Consider the following 24,428-nt stretch of genomic DNA (forward strand, 5'->3'; position numbering starts at 1 on the left):
TCTAAAATGGCTAATTTCATTAACAAACCATAATGTTGCTCAAATAAATCAGCGGTTTTAAGCAAAATTTTGGCTTTTTCCACCGCACTTTTTTGTTGCCAATCGTGGTTTTGTTGAGCCTGTTTGGAATACATCTGCAACATAATCAGGATTAAAAAAGCAAACTTCTCCCACTGGTTCCAAGGTAGCGGGATTTTGTACAGTCTGACTAGTAAGATGATAATCTTTGCTACTTTCTATTGCGACTAAAGATTGTCCCAGCGGTATTGCGGCTTGATTAAGTGCGGTCGATAATTGGGCTAAATGCTGTTCATTACTAAGATCAAACCCTTTAGAGTTTTGTCGTTCTTGGAATAAATTTTGTGGTAACGTACCGCTTTATTAGGTTGCCCTTGTGATTTTGCATATTGTTGCCAAGGTGGTGTCATTAATTGTTCAGCTGGGATATGTGGATCAGCTAATTGGTGTACAAAAGAGGAATTTGCTCCATTTTCTAATAAACGACGTACTAAATAAGCCAATAATGTTTCGTGCGTCCCCACAGGGGCATAAACACGCACTAAACGATCAAGATTTTGTTTGCCTACGACATTATTGTATAAGGTTTCGCCCATACCATGTAAACATTGAAACTCATAATGTTTATCTTGTCCAAGTTCATAAATCGTGCAAAGGGTTTGTACATTATGGGTGGCAAATTGCGGATACACACATCTTGTGCCGCCAATAATTTTTTGGCACAGGCGAGGTAAGCAATATCAGTATGGTTTTTGCGAGTATAAAGCGGAAAATCAGTTAATCCTTCGGTTTTGTGCCCATTTGATTTCACTATCCCAATAAGCCCCTTTAACTAAACGAATCATCAAGTAAGACTGTTTTTGACGAGCAAGTTCAATCAAATAATCAATCACTTTGGCAGCACGTTTAGAATAGGCTTGTACCACAAAACCAATTCCCTTATAGCCTTGTAACTCAGGTTCATCAATTAATTTTTCAATTAAATCTAAGGATAATTCAAGGCGATTAGCTTCTTCCGCATCAATGTTAATACTAATATTAAATTGTTTTGCCAATAAGAAAAGCTGTTTGACTCTTGGATAAAGTTCATTCATCACCCGTTCATATTGTGCTCGGCTATAACGTGGGTGAATTGCAGATAATTTAACGGAAATACTATTTGATTGATAAATATCACGCTGTGCAGATTCTTGCCCTACGGCTTTAATGGCTAATATATAATCTTGTAAATAACGATCAGCATCTTGTTGTGTCATCGCCGCTTCCCCAACATATCAAAGGAAAAAACATAACCTTGCGATAAACGGGGTTGAATTCGTGCTAATGCGTTGTCAATGGTTGTACCTGTTACAAATTGTTCACCTAAGATTTTCATTGCTTTTATCATTGCAAAACGCATAGCAGGTGCCGATAAGCGAGCAAAACTACGGGTTAAAGCATTTGAAAGGGTAGTTTCATCAAACTTTCACTTAATTTCTTACCTAGTAATAATCCATAACTGGCAGCATTAATAAATAAAGAAGAGACTTATCAATATGTGCTTTCCAATCGCCTTCTTTTAATTTATCTTGAATCAATTCATCGCGAGTTTGAGCATCAGGAATACGCAATAATGCTTCAGCAAGACACATTAAGGCAATACCTTCATCATCGCCCAAAGAATATTCTTGCATTAAGGCATCAACGCTATAACGATTTTTCTTGGTTTGGCGAAGATGATTAATCAATTTGATTCCATTTTGTTTAATACGTTTTTCTTGATCAGGGCTAAAATCCAACGTTTGATATAATTCATCAACGACAGTTTTTTCATTAATGCGATAATAATCCGTAATAGCTTGACGTGATACTCCATATTGACGAGCTAAATCAAAACTCATATTGCCTCCAAGAAAAAATAAGGAAAATGGGGGATAGTATAGTACCTAGTAAGTAACGAATATGTTTAAATCTTTAACATATTGTGAAGTACAAATTAATGTAAAAAGAGAAAAAGACAATGGTTAATTGAAGAAAAATTTTATCTGAACGCATTATCATTAATTTTTAATAAAAAATACACTAAATAAATGAATAAAATCTAGCATATAGTGACAATGTCACTTAACTAGAGTTAAGTTTTTTAATTGGTTAATAGGAAACCAACCCTAGATATCCGAGCAAGCAAAAACATATCTTTTCTCTTATCTAATAACAGAAACCCTTTATTTATATTGATGTCCCTGTATTAATAATTTTTCATCATAAAATCTATATTTTCCCTTTACACTATAAAATCAATAAGGATATTTAAACAAAAATGATTGTTACAGTGTTCAATATAGTAGCATTATGTCTTGCTTAGATAGTATTTGTTACCTGTGTATAAGTCTGTGATTTATTTATACCGTAGTTCCTACTTACCTTATAACTAATTTCGCATAATGTATATTATGTTAAATAATAAATTTATAAATGTAACAGGCTAAAATGTTTATCTACCCTATATACGTTAAGAATGTGAACGACTATATTTCATTATTTCGGAATTATATGGATATTGTATGAATAGATAATTGAAAATGCCCAATAATAAATTGGCAATTAGAGATTTGATGAATTTTGAGAAATTAATGCAAGGCTTGCTGAGTTGATTTCGTTTCTTTACTCATCAACCAATATATTCACCATCAAAACGATCGGCTAAGATATTAAATTGTTCAACAAAATGAAAAATATCCCGATCATCTAATGTCATTTCATTGGTTAATGTTGCAACATAAATTGGTGTTTTTGCTGTTTTATTATCTTCCTCTTGTTCTGGTTCTTCTTCTTCAATACCATGTTGTAAATCAAAAAAATCAAAGAAATTGGTATTAAAATTATCAATAAAACGTTGTAGGCTGTCTTCATTTTAAAATGAAAAATATGTTCTACTGGTCTTCGTTCAGACAGATCATCGCCATTGGTTTGTAATATGGTTAAAATTTCTTCTGTGGCATTAAGTTTTAACTCTAATGGTGACGGCAATAGAAAATCAAAATAAATACTTGCTTGAGGATCTTGTTGTTGCTTAATATCAGTAATTGAATCAAATCCGTTAAGAATATCAATGACTTCTTTCGCATAATTTGTATAAAAAGATTTCATTTTTTCCATTACCAATAACATGCCCTGAATATAATGTATCAGGTAAGGCATTTAATTGAGTAATGATTTTAACCATTTTATCAATTAAAATATCAGCTTGTGCTATATCAGGTAAACCATCGGAATTTGTATCCTCCACGTCATAAGTGAGGGAGAATTGAACAACAGAGGAAAAAGCGGTATCTTTAAAAATATCGGCTATGGCTAAATTGACGGAAAAGATACATTCATTATGATTAATAATACTACGATAAACTTTCCAATTTTGTATCATTGATAATGTGTCGTTTAACTCATCTAATGTTTTATCTGTTTCCATAACTCTCCCCTATTTAATAAATTTTAGTGAGATAATCAAATATTCGTTCCATAATCTACCAAACTCTTATCAAGAAGTTTAATCTTTATCGTATAAATTAAGCAAAAAATATTAAGATTTGTGACGGTTATCGAAATTTTACAGTAGTATTTTGTTGTTAAAAAAGGCAAAATATACACCTTGTTGGATTGATTGATATGAATAGAAGATTAAGCCATGGAATTACTGATTGATTTTTTTTCAAATTATGGCTATTGTGCCGTACTTTTCGTGCTGATTATTTGTGGCTTTGGTGTGCCTATTCCTGAAGATATTACCTTGTTTCAGGGGGAATTATCGCAGGGCTTGGTTATGCTAATCCTCACATTATGCTCGTTGTAAGTATGTTTGGCGTTCTCTTCGGCGATAGTATTATGTATTGGCTTGGACGCATTTATGGTGCCAAAAATATTGAGAGTAAGAATTGTTCGCCGTTTTATTAATGTGCAACGTTTGCGTTAGTGCGTGAGAAATTTGATAAATATGGTAACCGAGTTTTATTTATTGCTCGCTTTTTACCCGGATTACGCGCTCCTATCTATATGATTTCAGGCATTACTCGCCGTATAAGCTATACGCGTTTTGTTTTAATTGATTTTTTTGCTGCGATTATTTCTGTGCCGATTTGGGTTTACCTTGGTTATCATGGAGCAGCCAATTTAGATTGGATTGAGCAACAAATAAGCGAGGTCAAGTTGGTATTTATATATTATTGCCATTGTTGCTCTTTATGTGATTTTTAAATTATATCGGGCTAAAAAACGTAAGTCAGCCAAATAAATAAAATATATATACCCCCAAATGGGGGTATTCTACTCCCCTATGATTATTACTTAAACCACCTTTCCATTGCCTGATCGTCAGTTTGCTTAGCCTCCACCCAGCGTTCGCCTGAACAGGTTGTTTCTTTTTTCCAAAAAGGGGCTTTGGTTTTTAGATAATCCATAATAAATTCATTAGCTTGATAAGCCTCTTTACGATGTGCGGAACTTACCCCTACCAAAACAATTTCATCGCCTGCTTTTAATTGCCCTACTCGATGAATAATGCTGATAGCTTGAATATCCCAACGTTGTTGAGCTTGTTCCGCGATTTCTTTTAATACTTTTTCTGTCATTGCAGGATAATGCTCTAAATATAATTGCGACACCTGATCTCCTAAATTAAGATCTCGTACTTTCCCTACAAAAATAACCACAGCCCCAGCAGATTGAGATTGAGCAAGCCACTGATATTCCTCATTTTGATCAAAGGACAATGGACTGACCTGAATTTTAATATTATCCATATTATCCCCCGTAACAGGTGGGAAAAAGGCAATTTCATCACCTGCTTGAATTGGGCTATCTAACGAAGATAATGTTTGATTAACTGCTACAAGCACTTTTCCTTGTTGTAAGGCTAATTGCCATTTGTCGCCTTTTTGTACTAAATAATCTAATAATTGTTGAATATGCTCAAATTTTAGCCTCAAGCATTAATTCATCGGTATTGACTAATTCTCTAATTTGTCCAAAAAATAATATTTTTATCATTTTGTTATCTCATTTATTGTTTCTTGTGGTACACAAAATAACCTGATTTTCCACCGCACTTTTCTAACAAGCGAATCTGTTCAATAACAATATCTTTTTGTACTGCTTTACACATATCATAAATGGTTAAAGCTGCCACGCTTGCTGCCGTTAAGGCTTCCATTTCAACGCCAGTTTTACCTGTCAATTTGCAATAGCTTTCTATCCGTACCTGATTACTCTCAGCAAGGGGCAAATATTGATTTCTACCTTGCTTAATAATAATGGGTGGCATAATGGGATCAATTCCCAAGTTTTTTTTGCCGCCTGTATGCCTGCAATGCGCGCCGTAGCGAATACATCGCCCTTATGGTGTTGTCCGTTTAAAATCATCGTTAATGTATTTGTGACATTGTCACTAAGCCTCTGCTCGAGCTTCTCGTACAGTATCTTGTTTCAACGAAACATCAACCATATTCGCTTCGCCTTGGGCATTAATATGGGTAAATTCTGTCATTTTATATTCCTTTATGAATTAACCGCCAATGGTTGATAAATTAGCACGTACGCCAGTATCGCCCATATGTAAATAATGATGCTGCCGTTTATGTTGTAAGGCAGAAAATAAGCGTGCCTGTAATTGAGATTGTTGGAGATCAGATTGTAATAAATCTCTTAGTTCAATCCCCTCTTCGCCGAATAAACAAAGGTGCAATTTACCTCGAGCAGAAACTCTTAAACGATTACAACTGGCACAAAAATTTTTCTCGTAGGGCATAATCAATCCCACTTCGCCCTGATAATCTTGATGATAAACACTTTAGCAGGCCCATCACTTCGCCCTTTCAAACGCAATTTCCAGCCTTGTTGCAATAATTTTTTTTTCCAATAATTGTCCTGATAAATGATATTGTTGGAAAAAAAAATGATCCATATCCCCTGTTTGCATCAATTCAATAAACCGCATTTGAATAGGTTTATCTTTAATCCAAGCTAAAAATTGCTCAAATTCACGCTCATTGAGTTGTTTCATCAATACTGCATTAACCTTAACTTGGCGATAACCAATTTCTAAGCCCGTTCAATCCCTCGCATTACTTGATAAAACTTATTTTCGCCTGTAATGATATGAAACATTTTAGGATCTAAAACTATCCAAGCTCACATTAATTGACGTAATACCTGCTCTTTTCCAATTATCCACCTCGTTTGCCATACGATAGCCATTGGTTGTCAAGGCAATATTTTTTATGCCATCGATCACCTTAATTTGCTCAACAATGGATAAAAAATCTTTGCGTAAAGTAGGCTCACCACCTGTAATGCGGATTTTTTCTGTTCCCATGACAACAAAGGCTTTTGCCACACGAATAATTTCCTCTTGCGTTAAAAAATGCGGTTTATTTTTTTCTGGTTGATAACCATTAGGTAAACAATAGTTTACAACGAAAATTACAAACATCGGTAATAGACAAACGAAGATAATAATATTCTCGCTGGAAAGCATCAACCAAACGGTTAGCTCCCAACGACTTAATAGGAATGCGTTGCATCAAGACACCTTTCTAAATACGAGAGGATAAATCGTTTCCAATCTTATCCTTGGACAAAAATTTGTCGGCTTGGTAAACCATGCTATCTAAACAGTTTAGGTCAACAAGCTCGGAGTTATCAAATAAATTTTTGATCATTCTAAAATAGAAAGAAATAAATGTACAATCGGCAAGGAAAAAATAACCTTATTGAGGTAACTATTATTAAGGATAGAAGGTAAATTAGTTATATAAGTAAGTATACAAAGGGTATGTAATCGTCTATTTTAAAAACATGCTTCGTTATTATAGTCGTTTCAAATATCGCTTATTTATCTCTTCGTCAAAAAATGCTATCTTTCTCGGCAAATAATTGATTTGAGATAAATTATGTTATTGCAACAGAACACTATCCCATTAACCAACCTAAAACATATTGTCGCCATTGGTGGTGGCCATGGTTTAGGGCGTATGTTATCAGCCTTAAATTTTATGCAAGAAAAATTAACAGGCATTGTTACGACCACAGATAATGGTGGTTCTACGGGGCGAATTCGTGATGATTATGGTGGCATTGCGTGGGGTGATTTGCGTAATTGTTTAAATCAAATTATTACTGAGCCAAGTACCGCTTCTACCCTTTTTGAATACCGTTTTAGTGGCACAGGCGAACTTGCTGGGCATAATTTAGGTAATTTAATGCTAACCGCATTAGAAAATATGCAAATTCGTCCTTTAGAGGGCGTAAATTTGATTCGTGATTTATTAAAGGTAAAATCCTTTATTATTCCTATGTCAGAAACGCCTGTTCATCTTGTTGCACAATTATCTTCAGGGCAACAAATATTAGGCGAAGTAAATATTGATAATCTTGAGGAATTGCCTCAATCATTGGCTCTTACTCCCCTTGTTTCAGCTACACCAGAAGCGATTACCGCTTTACAACAAGCAGAACTTATTCTTATTGGGCCGGGCAGTTTTTTTACCAGTATTATGCCCCCTTTGTTACTCAAAGAAGTGCAACAATGTTTACGCCAAGCACAATGTCCGAAAATTTTTATTGATAATTTAGGGGTTGAGCATAGCCCAGCGGCTAAATTGTCTTTGGCACAACGGATTAATTGGATTAATCACAATGTAGGGCAAAACATTATTGATGGCGTGATTACTAGCACCGAACAAAAGGAACAGCGCATAGATGCCGAACAGCAACCACAATGGCTTACAAGAAAATTAAATGCCGATGATGTGCCATATCGACATGATCGGCATTTATTATGTCAAGCTATTGCTGAACTATTAGAAAGGTTTAAACAAAACGATTTTTAATCTTGGCGAAAAACCTTAACATTATTAAAACCTGCATCTTGTAAATATAGAGCCTGTAGCTTGCTCATTACCCCTCTTTCACAATACAAAAGATAGGTTTTATCTTGCTCAAGTGTGGCAAATTGGCTTGATAATTTATAAAACGGTAAAGTAATAATCGGATTACTGATATTCAATGCCAAAGGTTTTTCTTCAACTTCCTCTGGGCTACGAATATCAATAATAATATCGTCCTTAGCTAATACAGCAACAGTTTCTACTTCGGTAACCGATTGAGCGGTTTGCTCGGCAATTTGGCGAATATCTAAAATTTTGGCATTTTCCACCGCACTTTGTAAGATATTCATATCAAAATGTTGTTCTTCTTGTTCAATTTTGCTTTTAACCGCTTTTACCGTTGGATTTTTGGAAATAACACCACAAAACTCTGGCATAGATTTCGCAATATCTTCGGTTTCAATTTGCTTAGCTAACGCAATAATTTGCTCTTTGTCGTGGGAGATTAATGGACGTAACACTAAACAACCTGCCGCTTCATCAATTAAGCGTAAATTGGTTAACGTTTGGCTAGATACCTGCCCTAATGCTTCACCAGTAACTAAGGCTTGAATGGCAAAACGTTCTGCCACTAGGCTTGCCGCTCGTACCATCATACGTTTTAATACCACACCCATTTGCCCATTATCAATTTTCTCCAAAATTTCGCCAACCACAGGCTCAAAATTAATGGCAATAAAACGGACTTTATGGGATTGGCTATAACGTTGCCAAAGATGATAAGCCATTTGTTTAACCCCAATTTCATGGGTTGCACCGCCTAAATTAAAAAAACAATAATGAACACGACAACCACGTCGCATCAACATATAGCTTGATACGCCAGAGTCAAAACCACCAGAAATTAACGATAGTACATCTTCTTGTGTACCAATAGGATAGCCGCCGATACCTGCATAACGTGCTTTGATCAACATCATATGTTCATGTTCAATATCAATGCGTACGGTAATATCGGGACGAGTTAATTTCACTTTCGCTGAGGGAATATGTTGATTTAATCCACCACCAATATAGCGTTCAGCTTCTAAGGAATTAAAACTATGCTTGCCCTTGCGTCTTACTCGCACACAAAAGGTTTTATTTACTAATTGCTCGCCGACTTCAGCTAAGGTTTGTTCAAAAATATCATGTAAAGAAGAAAAGGGTTTTTCCTCTACGGCTAAAAAATGATGAATACCCGGAATACGTTGTAATTGCTCAATTAATAAATCAAAATTTTCATTATTTTTTGACCGCACTTCAATATAATCCCAATGGCGAACCACCGCAACTTGATCATCAAAGCGGGTTAATACATTACGAATATTACTGGTTAAAATTTTGATAAAGCGTTTGCGTACCGAATCGCTTTTAATCATAATTTCAGGAAAAAGTTTAATAATAAATTTCATGCTGTTGCTTAAATAAGGGTTAATAAAATGGGGCGAATTATAACAAAATTCCGCCCAAAGCCATAGTTAAGAGTTTGACTATTTTCTTATATAGTTATCAAGAAAAGTGACAATGTAACAACAATAAGCTTAGTCATTTGCTAAAGTATGCACTAATCGTTGTTCTAGCTGTTGCCGTTGCGTGGCACAGAGGGCTTTTCCCTCCGCATTGACTAAAATAAAAAAGTCTTCGGCTTTCTCGCCAATGGTGGTGATTTTAGCATTGAGTAAATTGAGCTGTTGCTCCACAAAAACTTGGCTAATTTTGCTCAATAATCCCGCTTTATCTAAGGCAAAAAGCTCCATTTCGGTATGATCCGAACGATGTATATTTAAAAAACGTATTTGAGTTGGCACTTGAAAATGTTGCAATTTATAATTTCGCCGTTGATTTAGCAAGGCTTTAGCTGGTGTGGTTAATCCTTGGTATAAGGCTTTTTCTAATGCTCGTCGCCGCTCATTGCGTACTAAACTGCCATCAAGCTCTGACACAATAAAACTGTCCATCACATAACCATCTTGTCTGGTAATAATTTGTGCATCGTGAATACTCAAATTTTTTGTGCCAATAATGCTAACAACCTTATGAAATAAGCTAGGCTGATCCGCACAATAGATAAAGATTTCTGTTCCCCCTTTGGCAAATTTATTGCTTACCTTAACCACAAGATTATCTTGATTTTCATACAGTAACTGACTATGCCAAGCAATTTGTTTCGGCGTATTGCGTAAAAAATATTCATCAGGACATTGTTGCCACAGGGCTTGAATGGATTGCTCAGGTAATGCCTTTAATAAAATAAGGGCTTGCTGACGATTTTGAGCAATTTGTTGCTGATAATCCAACCGATGTTGCATTCCTTGATCAAATTGTTGTGAACAATATTGGTATAGGGTAAATAATAAGGTTCGTTTCCAATCATTCCATAAGGTACCATTGGTAGCACAAATATCCGCTACGGTTAAACAAACTAAATAATCCAAATGCTGTTGATCTTTAACTTTATCAGCAAAAGCTAATACCACTTCGGGATCATGAATATCACGCCGTTGTGCAGTAATGGACATAAATAAATGTTGTTGTACTAACCAACACATTAATTCGGTTTGGGTGGCATTAAAACCATGTAGAATGGCAAAATCCTGCATTTCTTTTGCCCCAAGCTCCGCATGATCACCACCTCGCCCTTTGGCAATATCATGAAATAATCCTGCTAAATATAATAGGCGGCGATCGGCTAATTGGGGAAATAATTGGGTACAAAGTGGGTGTAATTTCTGATTTTCTTGTTGTAAAAAACTTTCTAGTTTGAGCATAACACGCAAAGTATGCTCATCAACGGTATAAGTATGAAATAAATCAAATTGCATTAAGCCCACAATAGGTTGCCATTGCGGTAAATAAGCGGTTAATACCCCATATTGGTGCATAGGAAAAAAGGCACGACTGATGGCTTGAGGTTGAGCTAAAAGTTGGATAAATTTTTCCCTTGCTTTTGCATATTGGCAAAGGGGCGAATTAAGCTGACCGAGAGCAATAACTAATTCACGCAAGGTTTCAGAGTGAATATCCGCTTTATGATGTTGGGTAAGATAATAAAATAAATCCAAGATACTTTCAGGTTGTTGGGTAAAACTGGATTTGTTTTTTAATAAAATACTTTGCCCAAGCAAGCAAAAATTATCATCTAAATCCACCGCACTTGTTTTCTCTGGCGAGGTTAGAAAATGTTCTTGATAATGCTTTAATAAAATATGGCTTAATAAAGCGATATGTTGCAAACTTTGAAAAAACACTTTCATCAGTTTTTCTACCCCTTGATTGCCCTCGCCAAAACCCAGCATTTGGCTAATCTTAAGCTGGCGATCAAACAACAAGCGATTATCATAGCGTTTTAAGATCAAATGTAGGGCAAAACGAGTGCGAAATAAAAAATGCTGGCTTTGCTGTAAACAAGCATATTCTTCGGGATAAATAAACCCTGCTTGTAAAATATCACTGAGGTTTTTGGCTTTGGTATGGCGTAATGCAATCCAATACAGTAAATGTAAATCTCGCAATCCGCCCGGGCTGTTTTTAATATCAGGTTCTAAATTATAGCTGGTATTATGATAACGTTGATAACGTTCATTTTTTTCCTGTAATTTGGCTTGAAAAAAATCGGCAGCTGGCCAAAAATCTGCTTGATAATGCACCGCACTTTCTAATTGAGCAAAAATTTGCTGATTGCCACATAAATAACGGCTTTCTAATAAATTGGTAGCGATGCTAATATCTTTTTTGCCCTCCTCTATACATTGGGTAAGGCTGCGTACACTATGCCCAATATCAAAATGACAATCCCACAAAAATTGAATAAACTGAGCAATTTTTTGTTCAGTTTCGGGGCAAATAGCTGATTGACTAAGAATGAGAAAATCTAAATCAGAAAGCGGAAAAATCTCTTGCCGTCCATATCCTCCTACCGCAATCAATGCTAAATCAGGCTGTTGATTTAAAGCAAAATATTGCCAAAGATGACATAATAAATCATCACAAAATTGGTTACGTTGTGCAATCAATTCATATACATTAGCTTGATTAAAATGTGCTAATTCCCTTTGTGCTAACGCATTTTTTTGTTGTTTAATATTTTCCACTGTAGGGATTGGTTGTGCTTGATAAGAGAATAACGCCATTTTTTTCACTTCCCTAGCTTAAATGAACAAAAAGGCTTGCTATTAAAACAAGCCCCTTTTACAAGATTTAAAGATTAACCATAAAACGACTTATCCGCCCTGCTTGTTGTTCTTCATCACGAATGGTCATGACTTCGCAACCCTGTTGCGTTACTACAATTTGATGTTCATATTGTGCGGAATGACTACGATCTTTGGTTTTCACTGTCCAACCATCGCCCATTAAACGTACTTCTTTTTTGCCGGCATTAATCATAGGTTCAATGGTAAACACCATGCCTTCTTGTAAAATCACCCCACCATCATCAGCATAATAATGTAACACTTGGGGATCACAATGAAACTCCGTACCAATACCATGTCCACAATATTCACGCACCACACTAAATCCTTGTGCTTCAGTATATTGCTGAATTGCTCGCCCAATTTCATTTAAACGGATACCGGGTTTTACCTTGCGTAATCCCACATAAAGTGCCTCTTGAGCAGCCTCTACTAGCTTTTTACTGCGAATATTGGTTTCGCCTACAATGTACATTTTTGAGTTATCGCCAAAATAACCGTCCTTAATGACCGTAACATCAATGTTTAAAATATCGCCGTTTTTCAAGATTTTATCATCACTTGGAATACCATGGCACACTACTTCATTCAGGGAAATACAGGTAGCTTTAGGATAATTATGGTAACCCAAACAAGCAGGAATAACTTTTTGATGATTTACCATATAATCATGGCAAATACGATCTAATTCTCCGGTACTAATGCCAGCTTTAACATAAGGTTCAATCATCACAAGAACTTCTGCGGCTAATCGGCAAGCCTCACGCAATTTCTCAATTTCTTCACTCTTTCTTAATGGGATATTCATTTACGACTCTCTATGCTAATTAATAAAAAATTGGCTCTAAGTATAACATATTTCAAGCTAACAAAATAAGCGAAGATTTTTAACCAAAGTGCGGTCAGTTTTGGCATTTTTTCCCCATTTCAAGAAATGCTAATTTATATTTTTTTGTTCACTAACTAATAAAAACTTGAATGCTTTAGTGGGTTATTAGATAATAGCCCAATGGTTTTTGATTTGATTTTTAACTGGGGAAGCGAATGAGTGATGTAGTAGTGCCGTTGACGTTTACTGACGCAGCTGCAAATAAAGTAAAATCATTAATTAGCGAAGAAGAAAATGATGCGTTAAAATTGCGAGTGTACATTACAGGCGGTGGGTGTAGCGGTTTCCAATATGGCTTTACCTTTGATGAAAAAGTCAATGAAGGCGATTTGACCATTGAAAAATCAGGGGTGCAATTAGTCATTGATCCCATGAGCTTACAATATTTAATCGGCGGTACAGTAGATTATACCGAGGGTTTAGAAGGTTCAAGATTTGTGGTTACCAACCCAAATGCCACAACAACCTGTGGTTGTGGTTCATCATTTAGTATTTAATCTCTCAATCTTTTATTATGGATTTTCAATTTAGCCAATATCTTGGACAAACCTTAGTAAAATGCTCAATGGAACATGAAGCATTTGCCCATTGGCTAAATACTGAAATCAATGCCAATCTCAACCTTGCACAACAAATTCTCACTCAACTTAATCCCTCACAATGCCTACAAGTAAAGATGATTGAGGGGAAAGAATATAGCCTATATATTGATCAGCAACAAGTGATTTGCCAAGCAAATAGTTTGGCTTTTGGCACAGAAACAGCTCTACAATTAGAGCAGGATTTACATTATTATGATTCAGAGTCCGTAGCAAGTTGTGGTCTAGAGGATTTTATCCAACTTTTAGAAGCATATATTGCTTTTCACACAGCAAAATAATTTTTATATATAAAAACATTATATCAACTCCAAAAATAAAGCCAAAATATTCTTAAAATTTGCTATCTTTATATTGAGCATTAATCTTGCTTGCGTGTATATTAGCGCCTTTGTCATTTGTTTATAAGGAAAATTTATGTCAACAACAAATCAATATGCTAACCCCGGTCCATTAGGACTTTGCGGTTTTGCATTAACCACTTGGTTATTATGTTTAGTGAATGCAGGTATTTTTGATAGCAAGAGCTTAGGCTTAGTTATCGCTATGGCATTTGCGTTTGGCGGTACAGCCCAAATGATTGCTGGAATGTTTGAATTTAAAAAAGGCAATACCTTTGGTTTTACAGCATTTAATAGCTATGGGGCTTTTTGGTGGTCTTGGGCGTTATTTACCGTTTTCTTCAAAGGTGAAACCCCAACAACATTTGTAGCTTGGTATCTCGCTGTTTGGGGAACTTTTACCCTAATGATGTTACTTGCTACCCTGAAAAAAGCAAAAGCATTACAAGCGATTTTCTTCTGCTTAACCCTAACCTTTTATGCGTTAGCTCTTGGTGATGCCACAGGTAATCATAGTATTGTCAATATCGGTGGTTATTTAGGCTTATTAACTGCATTATGTGCTTTCTATCTAGCTGCGGCGGAAATCATAAATGAGGCCTATGGCAGAACGATATTACCGATTGGTGAACCGAAATAAATCATTTATGGATTGAAAAATACCGAGTATTATCCTCGGTATTTTTTTGTATTGCCTTATTTTATTTTAAAAAAGGATTGCTACGTTTTTCTGCTGCCAAAGTGGTGTAAGCACCATGCCCCGGAATAATGATCATTTCGTCATTTAAAGGGAAAAGTTTATTATGAATAGTTGCAATCAGCGTATCATAATCTCCACCGGGTAGATCAGTACGTCCTATACTATTCTTAAACAATACATCGCCCGTAAAAGCAATATTTTTCTCGTGTTCAATAAAACCAATATGCCCCGGACTATGTCCTGGTAAATGCAAGACTTCAAATTGAAATTCTCCAAGGGATAAAACCTCCCCCTCGCCTGCTAGCCATTGATCGGGGTCAAACGCCTCTATTTCCTCAACGCCAAAACGCTGTGATTGTTGAGGTAAAGTGGCAAATAATAATTTATCCTGTGGATTTGAACCAATAATTTCCACACCAAAATGTTGCTTTAATTGTACTGCTGCCCCAACGTGATCCAGATGACCATGGGTTAATAATATTTTGCTCAGCTTTAATCCCAATTCCTCAATACGCTGAATTAAGCGATTTCCTTCGCCACCGGGATCAATAATCGCTGCATTATTATCTTGATCCCAAATTAACGAGCAATTTTGTTGAAACGCTGTAACAGGAATAATCTCTAAATTCATAATACCACCTTGATATAAAGATATTTTTTATAAAAATAGCCGTTTATGTTGACTAAACGGCTAAGAAGTGCGGTCTAAATTTCATTTATTTTTAGCTACCACGCCAAGTACGAACTGGCCCAGTATCAATATGAATAAAATTACTTTTTGGATAATAACCTACCCCGCCATTTTTTAGGCTTTCAGCAACTTGTTTGACTTTGGCTAGGCTTACACCTTGCAAACGGAAATCAATGGCTTGCCCCCGTGTATGGTAACTATTACTGGCAACACCACGACTACGTTGGTGCATTTTGGCATTGGTTACGGGAGCTCGATAACCACAAATAACTAAAATTTCTGCATTAGGTACACCAATTTGGCGATGAATCCGATGAAGTTTGCTAAATAAATTCACGTCCATTTTATGAATTTGGTTAGTACGGCGATCACGCATTAAGTAATCTAATTTTTTTAAATTTGCACTTGAAAACCCTTTACCAACTATAAAATCTAAACTTAATTTATCCCCTGTATTCACATTTCTAAATTTTAAAATACGAGGTTTTGCTGTAGAAACAGAAGCTAATAAGGTATTAGGTAATAATGTTGCCCCTAAAACAATACCGCCGAGGGATAACCATTTACGGCGATGATGATTAATTTCATTCATAAATAATACCTATTAAAAATTGAAAAATTTAACCGCACTTTTTAAATAAAAAGGTTATAAAAATAACCTTTTTATTCTACTGAAATTGGCTTAGTTTTCCAACAAAAACTTGCTAATTACCGACCAGTTTATATTATTTAGGTTTGGCTTGGTATCATAATGATAAATATCAGGTAGGCGATACACCTGATTATTATCTACCCAAGCGGTAACATAATATAAGTAAACAGGGTGTTTGCCCTTAATCGGTACAGAAGTTGTTTGCTTACTGGCTAAGGTATTTTGTTTGCGGGTTTCGTTCCAACCTACTTCATTTAATAAAAGCGTAGCCAATTCATCAGATTTTTCAACACGCACACAACCTGAGCTTAAGGCACGATTTTTACGGGAAAATAAATCTTTGCGTGGCGTATCATGTAAATAAATAGCATCAGAACTTGGCATATTAAATTTATAACGTCCTAAAGCACTGTCATCACCCGGTCTTTGACGTAAGCGATAAGGGAAATTTTTAGAGGTCATATTTTCCCAATCAATGGTATAAGGATCGATACTACGTCCTTTGCTATCAATAATGGTATAACCATTACGGTAAATATAGCTTGGATCTTGACGCACTTTAGGAATAATATCTTCGTTAATTAATCTTACAGGGGCATTCCAAGGTGGATTAACCACAAGATTACTTAATTCACTATACATAACTGGCGTTTTGCGAGCATTGGTTCCCACAATCACGCGAGAGGTTAATATCAGATTACCATCACGATAATATTGTAATTTATAGCTTGGCACATTCACAAACAATCCATTTTGAAAATCAGGGATTACCCTTAAACGCTGAGCATTAATGGCTAATTGATATAATAAGGCTTTGCCTGTCGGGTTATTTAATAGCATACGGGTAGCACTTCCCACGATACCATCAGGGGTTAAGCCATGTTTTTCCTGTAATTTTTTTACTGCCGCAACAATTTCAGGGCTATAATCATTTTGTTCAAGGGTTTGTGCAGGCAATAAGTGTTTTGCTTTAAGCATTTTTATTAAAATTGCCACTTCTGGTGAATGTGTACCCGGTCTTAAGGTACTGCTAATTTCTAAATGTTTTTCCGTTTGCTCAAAAGATTGTTGAGCAAGTTGTTCTGCTAAATAATTTAATGTTTGTTGATATAAATGATTATTTGAGGAAAGTGATTGCACAAAGGCAAAATTATCGCCATTTTTCACCGCACTTAACCAAGCCTCAATTTGTTGTTCCTTCGGTGCTTTCGCACGATAGGCATTAGGGCTATATAACCATTGCTGTGCAGATTTCAATAAATGGTTAGAATAATACATATAATCTAAAAATGCGTCAGTAACCAACATATCGTAAACAAGGCTATTAGGTTCAGCACTAGCAATGGCGTCCAAACTCGTTGCCGATTTTTTTGACACACCACTTAGCACCAATGCACTATATTCGCGTAAAAACTGTTTAAGGGCTTTTTGATCTTGCCATAAAGGGGTAAAACCATTTTCGCCATAAATTTTTGTTAGTAAGTTTTCAAATTGTAATGGATACTGCCCTACTAACTCAGCGATTTTTTGTTGTGCGAGATCCACCTGTTCAATAACAGCTTGCTCAGCAGAGTTATTTGGTGTGGATAATTCTTCTTGGTTTGCTTGAGCATAAACGGCGGATAATCCATAGCCTAACAAAGCCAATTTAGTAAAATTTACCGGTTTTAGTTTAAACATAAAAAGTTCCTCGAGATGATATAGTCGTTTCAATTTAAAATGAGACAAGGCGGTACGCCGAAGACAGTACAAGTAGTACGGCGAGGCGTACCAACGCTGTATCATTTTAAAGTGGGACGACTATAAAAGGGCTAAATTAGCCCTCAATATTATTGTTGTGATAACTTGCTAAGATCTGCAGCAATCTTCTCCGCTTCGGTTAAGAAGAAGTCAGGGGCTTCATAATCTTTTGGCAAGGCATCAAGATTTTTAATTTTTTTCTTTCCTTCTCGCGCAAAACGTTCATTAAGGTTTTTCAAGCGTCTTGCATCATCTTTGTCATTTTCTGCTTTGCGTTCTTTTAAATTGAGGGAAAGATACTTACGTTCTCTTCTTTCATTACGCACCGCTAAATCCCCTGCTAAAGCGATAAATTCAGGATCTTTAGCAATTCGCTCTTGATGATTTTGCTCAAGCTGATTTAACCATTGTTTTGCATTACCTGCTTGCGAATAAGAAGCCGAAGGTAATTTATCCCAAGGTAAAGCATTATCTTCTTTATCTTCACCATATTCTTGCATATCAATAAGTTCAGGGAATTTAATATCTGGCGCAACACCTTTTAATTGAGTACTTCCACCATTAATCCGATAAAACTTTTGAATGGTATATTGTAAAAAACCCAAAGGATTTTGGTTTAAATCATAGACAAAATTTAGCGAACGACTTTGTTGTACTGTTCCTTTACCAAAGGTATTTTGCCCAATGATGATACCACGATCATAATCTTGAATGGCTGCGGCAAAAATTTCAGAAGCTGAAGCACTAAAACGGTTGATCATTACCACTAAAGGACCAGTATAAACCTGCTTAGCATCAGGATCTTCATGCACACGAATACGCCCAAAAGCATCTCTTACTTGCACTACTGGCCCATCACTAATAAATAACCCTGTCAATTCAACAGCCTCATTTAATGCACCGCCACCATTTTCGCGCAAATCAATCACTAAGGCTTTAACATCTTTGCCTTGCATTTCCGTTAATAATTTACGCACATCATTAGTTAAGCCTAAATAAAAACCCGGAATTTTTATGCTAGCAATCGCCTGCCCATCAATATTAGAAATAGTCAATTTAGCGGCACGATCTTCAATACGAATTTTATCTCGCACTAAGGTAACTACACGTGGTCTACCTCCTTTAGCTGGCTCAATTTCCAAACGTACTTTAGTGCCTTTTTTGCCTTTAATCTTATCCACTACATCATCTAAACGCCAACCAACTACATCTTCAATTTCGCCTTTTTCTTGTCCAACGCCAATAATTCTATCACCAGAAGATAATTTTTTACTCCGTTCGGCAGGCGAACCGGGGACAAGGGATTTAATCGTAATTTCATCATCTTCTGCCTGCAATGTTGCTCCAATGCCTTCCAATGATAAATTCATATCTTCATTAAAGTTTTTGGCAGTTCTTGGTGCAAGATAACTGGTGTGTGGATCAATTTCTCGTGCAAAGGCATTTAAGAATAATTGTGTAATATCATCAGCCTTAGTTTGTGTTAAACGGCGGATCGCAAGATTATAACGTTTAGTTAAGGTTTTCTTAATTTCAGACCATTTTTTATCTTTTAAAGACAAGGTAATCACATCATTTTTTACTCGTTGTTGCCAAAGAGCATCAGCCTCTTGTTCTGTTTTTGGCCAAGGGGCATTTTCACGATCAATCTCAATCTGATCATTACCTGTTAAATCAGGTCGTTTATCTAATAAAGACAAGGCATAACGATAACGTTCATAACGGCGTTCTACCATACGTTGATACATTTCAAAGGCAATACTCAAATTTCCTTCATTAAGAGCATCATCAAGTTTATCCGCATATTCAGCACGCATTTGATCCACATCGGATTGTAAAAACGTATTATGGTTAAAGTCCAACATATTTAAATAACGATCAAACACTTTTTGCGAAAATTCATCATTCAACGTAAATTTTCGGTAATGTGATTGGACTAATCTCGTAGTTGCTCGTTTAGTGGCTAAACTATTTTCATTACTTGGCTGAGGTAGCTGTATCTCCGACAATTTAATGGTAGGCTCAACCGCATTGATCGAGCCACTGGTTAGCAACAAAAAACTTGTTGCTACCAAAATAAACGATACTTTTTTTAATTTATTGAATTGCATTTAACAGAATCCTTATAAGTTAAGATGAAAAAAACATCGCATAAGTCATTTCACTTATGTGATGTTTTCTGTTAATTTTTCAACATAATTTTATGTAAAATCTATGTAAACAGACGATCAGCAGTAACATTAATCACTAAACCATTGTCTAATTCCACTCTCGCTGAATCTTTCATTACATCAAGCACTTTAGCTCTCTGCCAACGCTGCCCTGCTTTAACTTTTACCTGACTGTCTTTTTGTAATGCTGACATATCCACTGGCGTTAAATGAAATTTTGGTTTTTGCCCTTTTCTATGTGGAGAAGAATGATTTCGCTGTTTATTAAATGCGGGTTTCTTTGTTTTTGCTTCATTATTTGTTTTACGTTGTTCTGCTCTACGTTGAGCAAATTTTTCTTTTGCTTGTTGTAATTGTTGAGCAGCATGCTCCACATGTTGTTGCTCTAATTCACCACAATCATTGCCAGCTAAATCAACACGTTGAGCCCCTTGACGACAACCATGTAAATAACGCCAATTAGAAGTATATTGGCGTAATGCCTGACGTAGTTGAGTTTTACTGACCTTTTCATCATCTTGCAAGGCTTCCGCTAAGTCTTGAAAAATCCCCACTTTAAGCGGTCTTGCCTCCCCTTCTACGGAGAAACAAAGGGGAAATTTTTCCGCTAAATAAGCAATAATTTCTTTATTATTTGCCAGCTTTTGAACTTCAGTCATGATTTTTCCTAAAAATTAAATATGTTGATTATGATATAGTCGTTTTAATTTAAAATAAAATAGCTGATACACTGAATACAGTACAAATACAAGCACAGTAAAACATAGTAACGCTGTATTACCTCAAAGTATAATGACTTATAAATAATGTTAAATACAATATTGTTCGTTAGTTTAGCTTAATTCAGGTTAATTTGACAATGATAATCCACTCAAATTGGTAAATTTTATCAGGAACACATAATAAATTTGATTTCAGGATTTATCTTGCCGCTATAGTCGTTAAAGTGGAGCGACTATACATTGCACAAACGTCATCAGCTATTTATAATGACGCTTTTTCATCGTTAAGGAACAGAATAATGCAACAACAATTAGATCCTGATATGGCGATTGATTTAGCTTATGATATTTTTTTGGAAATGGCGCCAGAACATCTCGATCCTGCGGATATTTTATTATTTAATCTACAATTTGAGCAACGAGGTGCGGTAGAAGTGGTAGAAACCGCAGATAATTGGGATATGGAAGTGGGCATTCTTATTGATCCAGAACAATATATTGAAGTATGGATTGGACTGGTTAATGAACAAGATATTATGGACGATGTATTTGCTAAATTTTTGATTTCGCACCAAGCGGAAAATCGAGAATTTCACGTTATTTGGAAACAATAAGGTCTTATTTAGAAACTTGTTGTTGACGTTGATAGGTTTCAAACAGGTTTTCTTCAGGTTTAGCTAACTGCAAATAATATCCTTGTTGCTCAATTTGTTGTTGAACCTGTTGATTATCCGCTTGTGCTAACGACTTATTCCCTGCCAAATTAAATAACATTACGAGTTCAGGCTTACCGAAATGATTTAATAATGTTTCTGGCAGCTGATCAAACTTGGCTTTTGCTGGTAAATATAAATAACAGCCGACTTTCTTATGACTTTTGTAAATAGCACAAAGCATGGTTTTTATTCCTTAATTAACAAAAATTTATATTGATGATTTTACCTGAATTCTCTAATATAAAAAACAGACTAAATGAATAATGGAAAAATTATGGCAAAAGACGTGATCGAGCTAAAAACAGGGCATTTCTCCTCTATTTTTATTACCTTAAACAGCACAAATCTTAATGTCATTAAACGTGCATTAAGTAAAAAAGTCAAAAAATCACCGCTCTTTTTCCAAAATGTTCCTGTTATCCTAAAATTTACCCCTAGCCTACATAAAGTTGATCTTAATGCCCTCAAAGACCTATTACAACAATTTAATATTCATCTTATTGGGGTTAGTGATTGGCAAAATAGCCTAGAAAAAGAGCTTATCCTAACGGCAAATTTACCTATTTTAGGCAAAAGCCAACAATTTGATGAAATTTTACCTGAATATGGCTATCTCCCACCGAAAATTATCTATGGTAATCTTAACGCAGGGGAAGTGGTTTATGCCAAAAACAGTGATTTAATTATTAATGGCAATGTTGCTCAAGGGGCAGAAGTTGCCGCTGAAGGCAATATCCATATTTATGGTAAATTACAAGGGCGAGCAATGGCGGGCGTCAATCATCATGAGGGATTATTATATGTACAATCTCTTGAAGCGGAATTTGTATCCGTATGCAAACGTTCACTTTACCGACAAAATATTCCCCTTGAATATTGGCAAAAAGCGGTAATGATTGCTCCTGATAAAGAAAAATTAATGTTAAAAATATTCTAAACAAAAACCACCTGAATAGGTGGTTTTTATGAATTATAGTGGTTTTAATTTAAATCTTGTATCAAAAAGGAAAATAAGAGTAAGCAAATAACCCTTTATTGACTAACATTGCAGTTCAAGCAATATAAATATTGTCCTTTTGGATCATTAAATTGGCTTAATCCAAATTGCGATTTAACCTGTTGATAATGATCTGGTTTTATTCCCAACAAATCAAAGATAGCTTGCCCAATACTGCTTTTAATCTGTCGATCAAAATCTTGGAACAATTTATCAAATAACCCTTGCTCATCTACTAACCATTCTAAACTCAAATGCGGTTGCTTTTCATTCGGTTGTCGTTTTTCTACCAATTCTACTGCTTTTGATACCGCTTGGTTAAATGAACCTAATTCATCAACCAATTTATAGCGATAAGCATCTGTACCTAGCCAAACTTGTCCTTGAGCAACCTTATCTACCTCATCTTTACTCAAGCCTCGCCCTTTGCTCACAATGGATAAGAATTTATCATAACCATTTTCAATACTTAATTGAATAACGTCTTTCACTTCATTAGAAAGTGGGGTAATTAAACTTCCTTGACTAAAAGGCGATACCGCCACTTCATCACCATAAATTCCTATTTTTTTAATACTATTTTCAAAGGTAGGGAACATAGCAAAAATGCCAATAGATCCTGTTAAGGTATTCGGATCGGCAACAATATAATCAGCAGTGCTAGCAATCCAATATCCCCCCGATGCCGCCATCGCTCCCATAGAAACCACCACAGGTTTTCCTGCCTGTTGTAAATCATCAACCCCTTGACGAATAATTTCCGAGGCAAAGGCACTACCACCTGGGCTATTTACACGCAAAATCACACCTTTAATATCGCTATCTTCACGAGCTTGACGTAATAATCTCGCAATAGTATCGCCTCCCACTGAGCTTTCATCACTTTCCCCATCAATAATAGCTCCTTCTACATTCACTACTGCAATTTTTTGTTCGCTATTGGCGATAAAGGGATCAGGTAAACTTTGCCAATAACGATCGTAATCAATATGCTTATAGCGATCATTAGCCCCATAGCCAAATAACTTAATCAATTCTTGATTAAATTCAAAAGGGGTAATAAGCTGAGAAATTAACTGACGCTTTACACTATATGCAGTTAAATCGCCGTTTAATGCGGTTAATTCTGCAAGAAAACGCTGTGGTTCTGGCAAGACTTCGTTTATGTCAATATGACGATTTTCAGCTACGGTATGTTGATAGCTTTGCCACATTTGAGTGAGCCATTGGGTAGTATTTTTTCTTGCTTCCGCTGACATATTATCTCGCAAAAACGGTTCTACTGCCGATTTATAGGTGCCTACCCGAAAAACGTGCGGTGTAACGTCCAATTTATCTAATAAAGATTTGAAATAAAGATTTTGCATTGCGAAACCATGAATATCCACCTGTCCTGCCTTATTCATATAAATTTTATCCGCATAACTTGCTAGCAAATATTGCGATTGTCCATAATAATCCGCTACCGCAATAACAGGTTTATCTTGTTGTTTAAAGGCGTTAATTGCCTCACCAAGATAGCTAATAGCAGGCAAATCTCCCCCTTCAAAATAACTTAAATCCAGCACTAGCCCTGTAATTCTTTCATCTTCCGCAGCATTTTGGATAGCATAAAACAAATCAAAAACAGAATATTGACGAGGAACAGTTTGATTATTGGCTGCTTTAAGTAAATTTTGCCAGCTCTCTTGTTCACGATTATCTGCTAGATAACCTTCAATATTTAGTACTAATGCTCCTTGTTCGCCAATTAAAGGTTCTGGCTCTTTATCAAATTGGCTCACAATGCCAATAATGCTAAAAAAGACCAATACAAAAACAAGAAAAATTAAATTCATCACGCAATCACGAATAAAATTTAATGTTCGCCAACAGAACTTAATAATAGAAAAAATAAATTGCATAATAGGCTCTTTTGTCAAAAGTATAGAATGTAAAGGCCTGTCACTTTATCATAAAAGCGACACATTGCGGAAAAAATCTTATGGGAAATTTAATAAAAAATAAATGAAAATAGACCGCACTTTTCCCTATAAAACGAGAAATTAAACTGTGAATATTATATAATCATCTCCACAATTAGTATAACTTATGAGGA

22 protein-coding genes, 5 pseudogenes and 1 riboswitch are annotated in these 24,428 nt (G+C 35.6%); of the genes and pseudogenes, 7 read left to right on the forward strand and 20 right to left on the reverse strand.

Features of this window, described 5'->3' with window-relative positions; genetic code table 11:
- Nucleotides 1–299 precede the first annotated feature (299 nt).
- From A6A20_RS00005 to A6A20_RS00025, 6 genes and pseudogenes are all read right to left on the reverse strand, one after another.
- Nucleotides 300–1,274 (reverse strand): annotated as a pseudogene (locus tag A6A20_RS00005) (proline dehydrogenase family protein).
- Nucleotides 1,271–1,417, reverse strand: a complete 147-nt coding sequence (locus A6A20_RS00010; protein ID WP_279571555.1) for a hypothetical protein — start codon at nt 1,415–1,417, stop codon at nt 1,271–1,273. Before A6A20_RS00010 ends, A6A20_RS00005 begins: the two are co-directional and overlap by 4 nt.
- 82 nt (nt 1,418–1,499) lie before the next feature.
- On the reverse strand, nt 1,500–1,898 hold the full coding sequence (locus A6A20_RS00015) for a hypothetical protein (RefSeq protein ID WP_279571556.1): 399 nt from the start codon (nt 1,896–1,898) through the stop codon (nt 1,500–1,502).
- 770 nt (nt 1,899–2,668) lie between these two features.
- On the reverse strand, nt 2,669–2,836 hold the full coding sequence (locus tag A6A20_RS12705; protein WP_424585432.1) for a ribonuclease E inhibitor RraB: 168 nt from the start codon (nt 2,834–2,836) through the stop codon (nt 2,669–2,671).
- Nucleotides 2,764–3,147, reverse strand: coding sequence for a ribonuclease E inhibitor RraB (locus tag A6A20_RS00020; RefSeq protein ID WP_279571557.1), 384 nt, complete (start codon nt 3,145–3,147; stop codon nt 2,764–2,766). The genes A6A20_RS12705 and A6A20_RS00020 overlap by 73 nt, the downstream gene beginning before the upstream one ends.
- Nucleotides 3,107–3,466 (reverse strand): DUF695 domain-containing protein, encoded by a 360-nt coding sequence (locus A6A20_RS00025; protein WP_279571558.1) that lies wholly within the window; start codon nt 3,464–3,466, stop codon nt 3,107–3,109. The genes A6A20_RS00020 and A6A20_RS00025 overlap by 41 nt, the downstream gene beginning before the upstream one ends.
- Nucleotides 3,467–3,682: 216 nt before the next feature.
- Between A6A20_RS00025 and A6A20_RS00030 the strand changes: the two are divergent.
- Nucleotides 3,683–4,285: pseudogene (locus A6A20_RS00030) on the forward strand (DedA family protein).
- Nucleotides 4,286–4,334: 49 nt separating this feature from the next.
- Here A6A20_RS00030 and moaE read toward each other — a convergent pair.
- The 4 genes and pseudogenes from moaE to moaA form a co-directional block, all read right to left on the reverse strand.
- Nucleotides 4,335–4,793 carry a molybdopterin synthase catalytic subunit MoaE gene (gene moaE, locus A6A20_RS00035; RefSeq protein ID WP_279573695.1) on the reverse strand — a complete coding sequence of 153 codons (459 nt, stop codon included), beginning with the start codon at nt 4,791–4,793 and terminating at the stop codon, nt 4,335–4,337.
- Nucleotides 4,794–4,799: 6 nt separating this feature from the next.
- A pseudogene (gene moaD, locus A6A20_RS00040) lies at nt 4,800–5,040 on the reverse strand (molybdopterin synthase sulfur carrier subunit); the annotation flags it as partial.
- A gap of 13 nt (nt 5,041–5,053) precedes the next feature.
- Nucleotides 5,054–5,536, reverse strand: a pseudogene (gene moaC / locus A6A20_RS12710) (cyclic pyranopterin monophosphate synthase MoaC).
- An 18-nt stretch (nt 5,537–5,554) separates the two neighbouring features.
- Nucleotides 5,555–6,572 (reverse strand): annotated as a pseudogene (gene moaA, locus A6A20_RS00055) (GTP 3',8-cyclase MoaA).
- A riboswitch (molybdenum cofactor riboswitch) is annotated at nt 6,562–6,699 on the reverse strand. (Overlaps the previous pseudogene by 11 nt.)
- Before the next feature lie 242 nt (nt 6,700–6,941).
- On the opposite strand from moaA, the gene A6A20_RS00060 reads away from it, so the two are divergent.
- Nucleotides 6,942–7,880 carry a gluconeogenesis factor YvcK family protein gene (locus tag A6A20_RS00060; protein ID WP_279571561.1) on the forward strand — a complete coding sequence of 313 codons (939 nt, stop codon included), beginning with the start codon at nt 6,942–6,944 and terminating at the stop codon, nt 7,878–7,880.
- Here the strand turns inward: A6A20_RS00060 and thiI are convergent.
- The 3 genes from thiI to map all read right to left on the reverse strand — a co-directional run bounded on the left by thiI (nt 7,877) and on the right by map (nt 12,920).
- Nucleotides 7,877–9,331, reverse strand: coding sequence for a tRNA uracil 4-sulfurtransferase ThiI (thiI, locus tag A6A20_RS00065; RefSeq protein ID WP_279571562.1), 1,455 nt, complete (start codon nt 9,329–9,331; stop codon nt 7,877–7,879). The two genes, A6A20_RS00060 and thiI, sit on opposite strands and share 4 nt — an antisense overlap.
- A 129-nt stretch (nt 9,332–9,460) precedes the next feature.
- Nucleotides 9,461–12,049 carry a bifunctional uridylyltransferase/uridylyl-removing protein GlnD gene (gene glnD, locus A6A20_RS00070; RefSeq protein ID WP_279573699.1) on the reverse strand — a complete coding sequence of 863 codons (2,589 nt, stop codon included), beginning with the start codon at nt 12,047–12,049 and terminating at the stop codon, nt 9,461–9,463.
- Nucleotides 12,050–12,116: 67 nt separating this feature from the next.
- Nucleotides 12,117–12,920, reverse strand: coding sequence for a type I methionyl aminopeptidase (gene map, locus A6A20_RS00075; RefSeq protein WP_279571563.1), 804 nt, complete (start codon nt 12,918–12,920; stop codon nt 12,117–12,119).
- Between the two features lie 236 nt (nt 12,921–13,156).
- Between map and erpA the strand changes: the two genes are divergently transcribed.
- The 3 genes from erpA to A6A20_RS00090 all read left to right on the forward strand — a co-directional run bounded on the left by erpA (nt 13,157) and on the right by A6A20_RS00090 (nt 14,581).
- On the forward strand, nt 13,157–13,498 hold the full coding sequence (gene erpA / locus A6A20_RS00080; protein WP_132688209.1) for an iron-sulfur cluster insertion protein ErpA: 342 nt from the start codon (nt 13,157–13,159) through the stop codon (nt 13,496–13,498).
- 17 nt (nt 13,499–13,515) lie between these two features.
- Nucleotides 13,516–13,881, forward strand: a complete 366-nt coding sequence (locus tag A6A20_RS00085) for a YacL family protein (protein WP_279571564.1) — start codon at nt 13,516–13,518, stop codon at nt 13,879–13,881.
- Between the two features lie 136 nt (nt 13,882–14,017).
- The gene (locus tag A6A20_RS00090) at nt 14,018–14,581 is read left to right on the forward strand and encodes an acetate uptake transporter (RefSeq protein WP_279571565.1); all 564 of its coding nucleotides are present in this window, start codon (nt 14,018–14,020) and stop codon (nt 14,579–14,581) included.
- 61 nt (nt 14,582–14,642) lie between these two features.
- Here A6A20_RS00090 and A6A20_RS00095 read toward each other — a convergent pair whose 3' ends face one another.
- From A6A20_RS00095 to proQ, 5 genes are all read right to left on the reverse strand, one after another.
- Nucleotides 14,643–15,272: an MBL fold metallo-hydrolase gene (locus tag A6A20_RS00095; protein ID WP_279571566.1), complete on the reverse strand. Its 630-nt coding sequence runs from the start codon at nt 15,270–15,272 to the stop codon at nt 14,643–14,645.
- Between the two features lie 91 nt (nt 15,273–15,363).
- Nucleotides 15,364–15,924 carry a peptidoglycan L,D-endopeptidase MepK gene (gene mepK, locus A6A20_RS00100; RefSeq protein WP_279571567.1) on the reverse strand — a complete coding sequence of 187 codons (561 nt, stop codon included), beginning with the start codon at nt 15,922–15,924 and terminating at the stop codon, nt 15,364–15,366.
- A 90-nt stretch (nt 15,925–16,014) separates the two neighbouring features.
- Nucleotides 16,015–17,664, reverse strand: coding sequence for a L,D-transpeptidase family protein (locus tag A6A20_RS00105; RefSeq protein ID WP_279571568.1), 1,650 nt, complete (start codon nt 17,662–17,664; stop codon nt 16,015–16,017).
- A 149-nt stretch (nt 17,665–17,813) separates the two neighbouring features.
- Complete coding sequence (gene prc, locus A6A20_RS00110) at nt 17,814–19,835, reverse strand: carboxy terminal-processing peptidase (RefSeq protein ID WP_279571569.1); 2,022 nt, start codon at nt 19,833–19,835, stop codon at nt 17,814–17,816.
- A gap of 101 nt (nt 19,836–19,936) precedes the next feature.
- Nucleotides 19,937–20,554: an RNA chaperone ProQ gene (gene proQ, locus A6A20_RS00115; protein ID WP_279571570.1), complete on the reverse strand. Its 618-nt coding sequence runs from the start codon at nt 20,552–20,554 to the stop codon at nt 19,937–19,939.
- Between the two features lie 362 nt (nt 20,555–20,916).
- On the opposite strand from proQ, the gene A6A20_RS00120 reads away from it, so the two are divergent.
- Complete coding sequence (locus A6A20_RS00120; protein WP_279571571.1) at nt 20,917–21,231, forward strand: HI1450 family dsDNA-mimic protein; 315 nt, start codon at nt 20,917–20,919, stop codon at nt 21,229–21,231.
- Between the two features lie 4 nt (nt 21,232–21,235).
- Here the strand turns inward: A6A20_RS00120 and A6A20_RS00125 are convergent, their stop codons facing one another.
- Nucleotides 21,236–21,514, reverse strand: a complete 279-nt coding sequence (locus A6A20_RS00125; RefSeq protein WP_279571572.1) for a YcgL domain-containing protein — start codon at nt 21,512–21,514, stop codon at nt 21,236–21,238.
- Nucleotides 21,515–21,607: 93 nt separating this feature from the next.
- On the opposite strand from A6A20_RS00125, the gene minC reads away from it, so the two are divergent.
- A complete protein-coding gene (gene minC / locus A6A20_RS00130) occupies nt 21,608–22,270 on the forward strand; it encodes a septum site-determining protein MinC (protein ID WP_279573700.1) in 663 nt (220 codons plus the stop codon).
- 95 nt (nt 22,271–22,365) lie between these two features.
- Here the strand turns inward: minC and sppA are convergent, their stop codons facing one another.
- A complete protein-coding gene (sppA, locus tag A6A20_RS00135) occupies nt 22,366–24,234 on the reverse strand; it encodes a signal peptide peptidase SppA (RefSeq protein ID WP_279571573.1) in 1,869 nt (622 codons plus the stop codon).
- Between the last annotated feature and the right edge of the window lie 194 nt (nt 24,235–24,428).

The organism is Volucribacter amazonae (assembly GCF_029783845.1).
Taxonomy (GTDB): Bacteria; Pseudomonadota; Gammaproteobacteria; order Enterobacterales; family Pasteurellaceae; genus Volucribacter; species Volucribacter amazonae.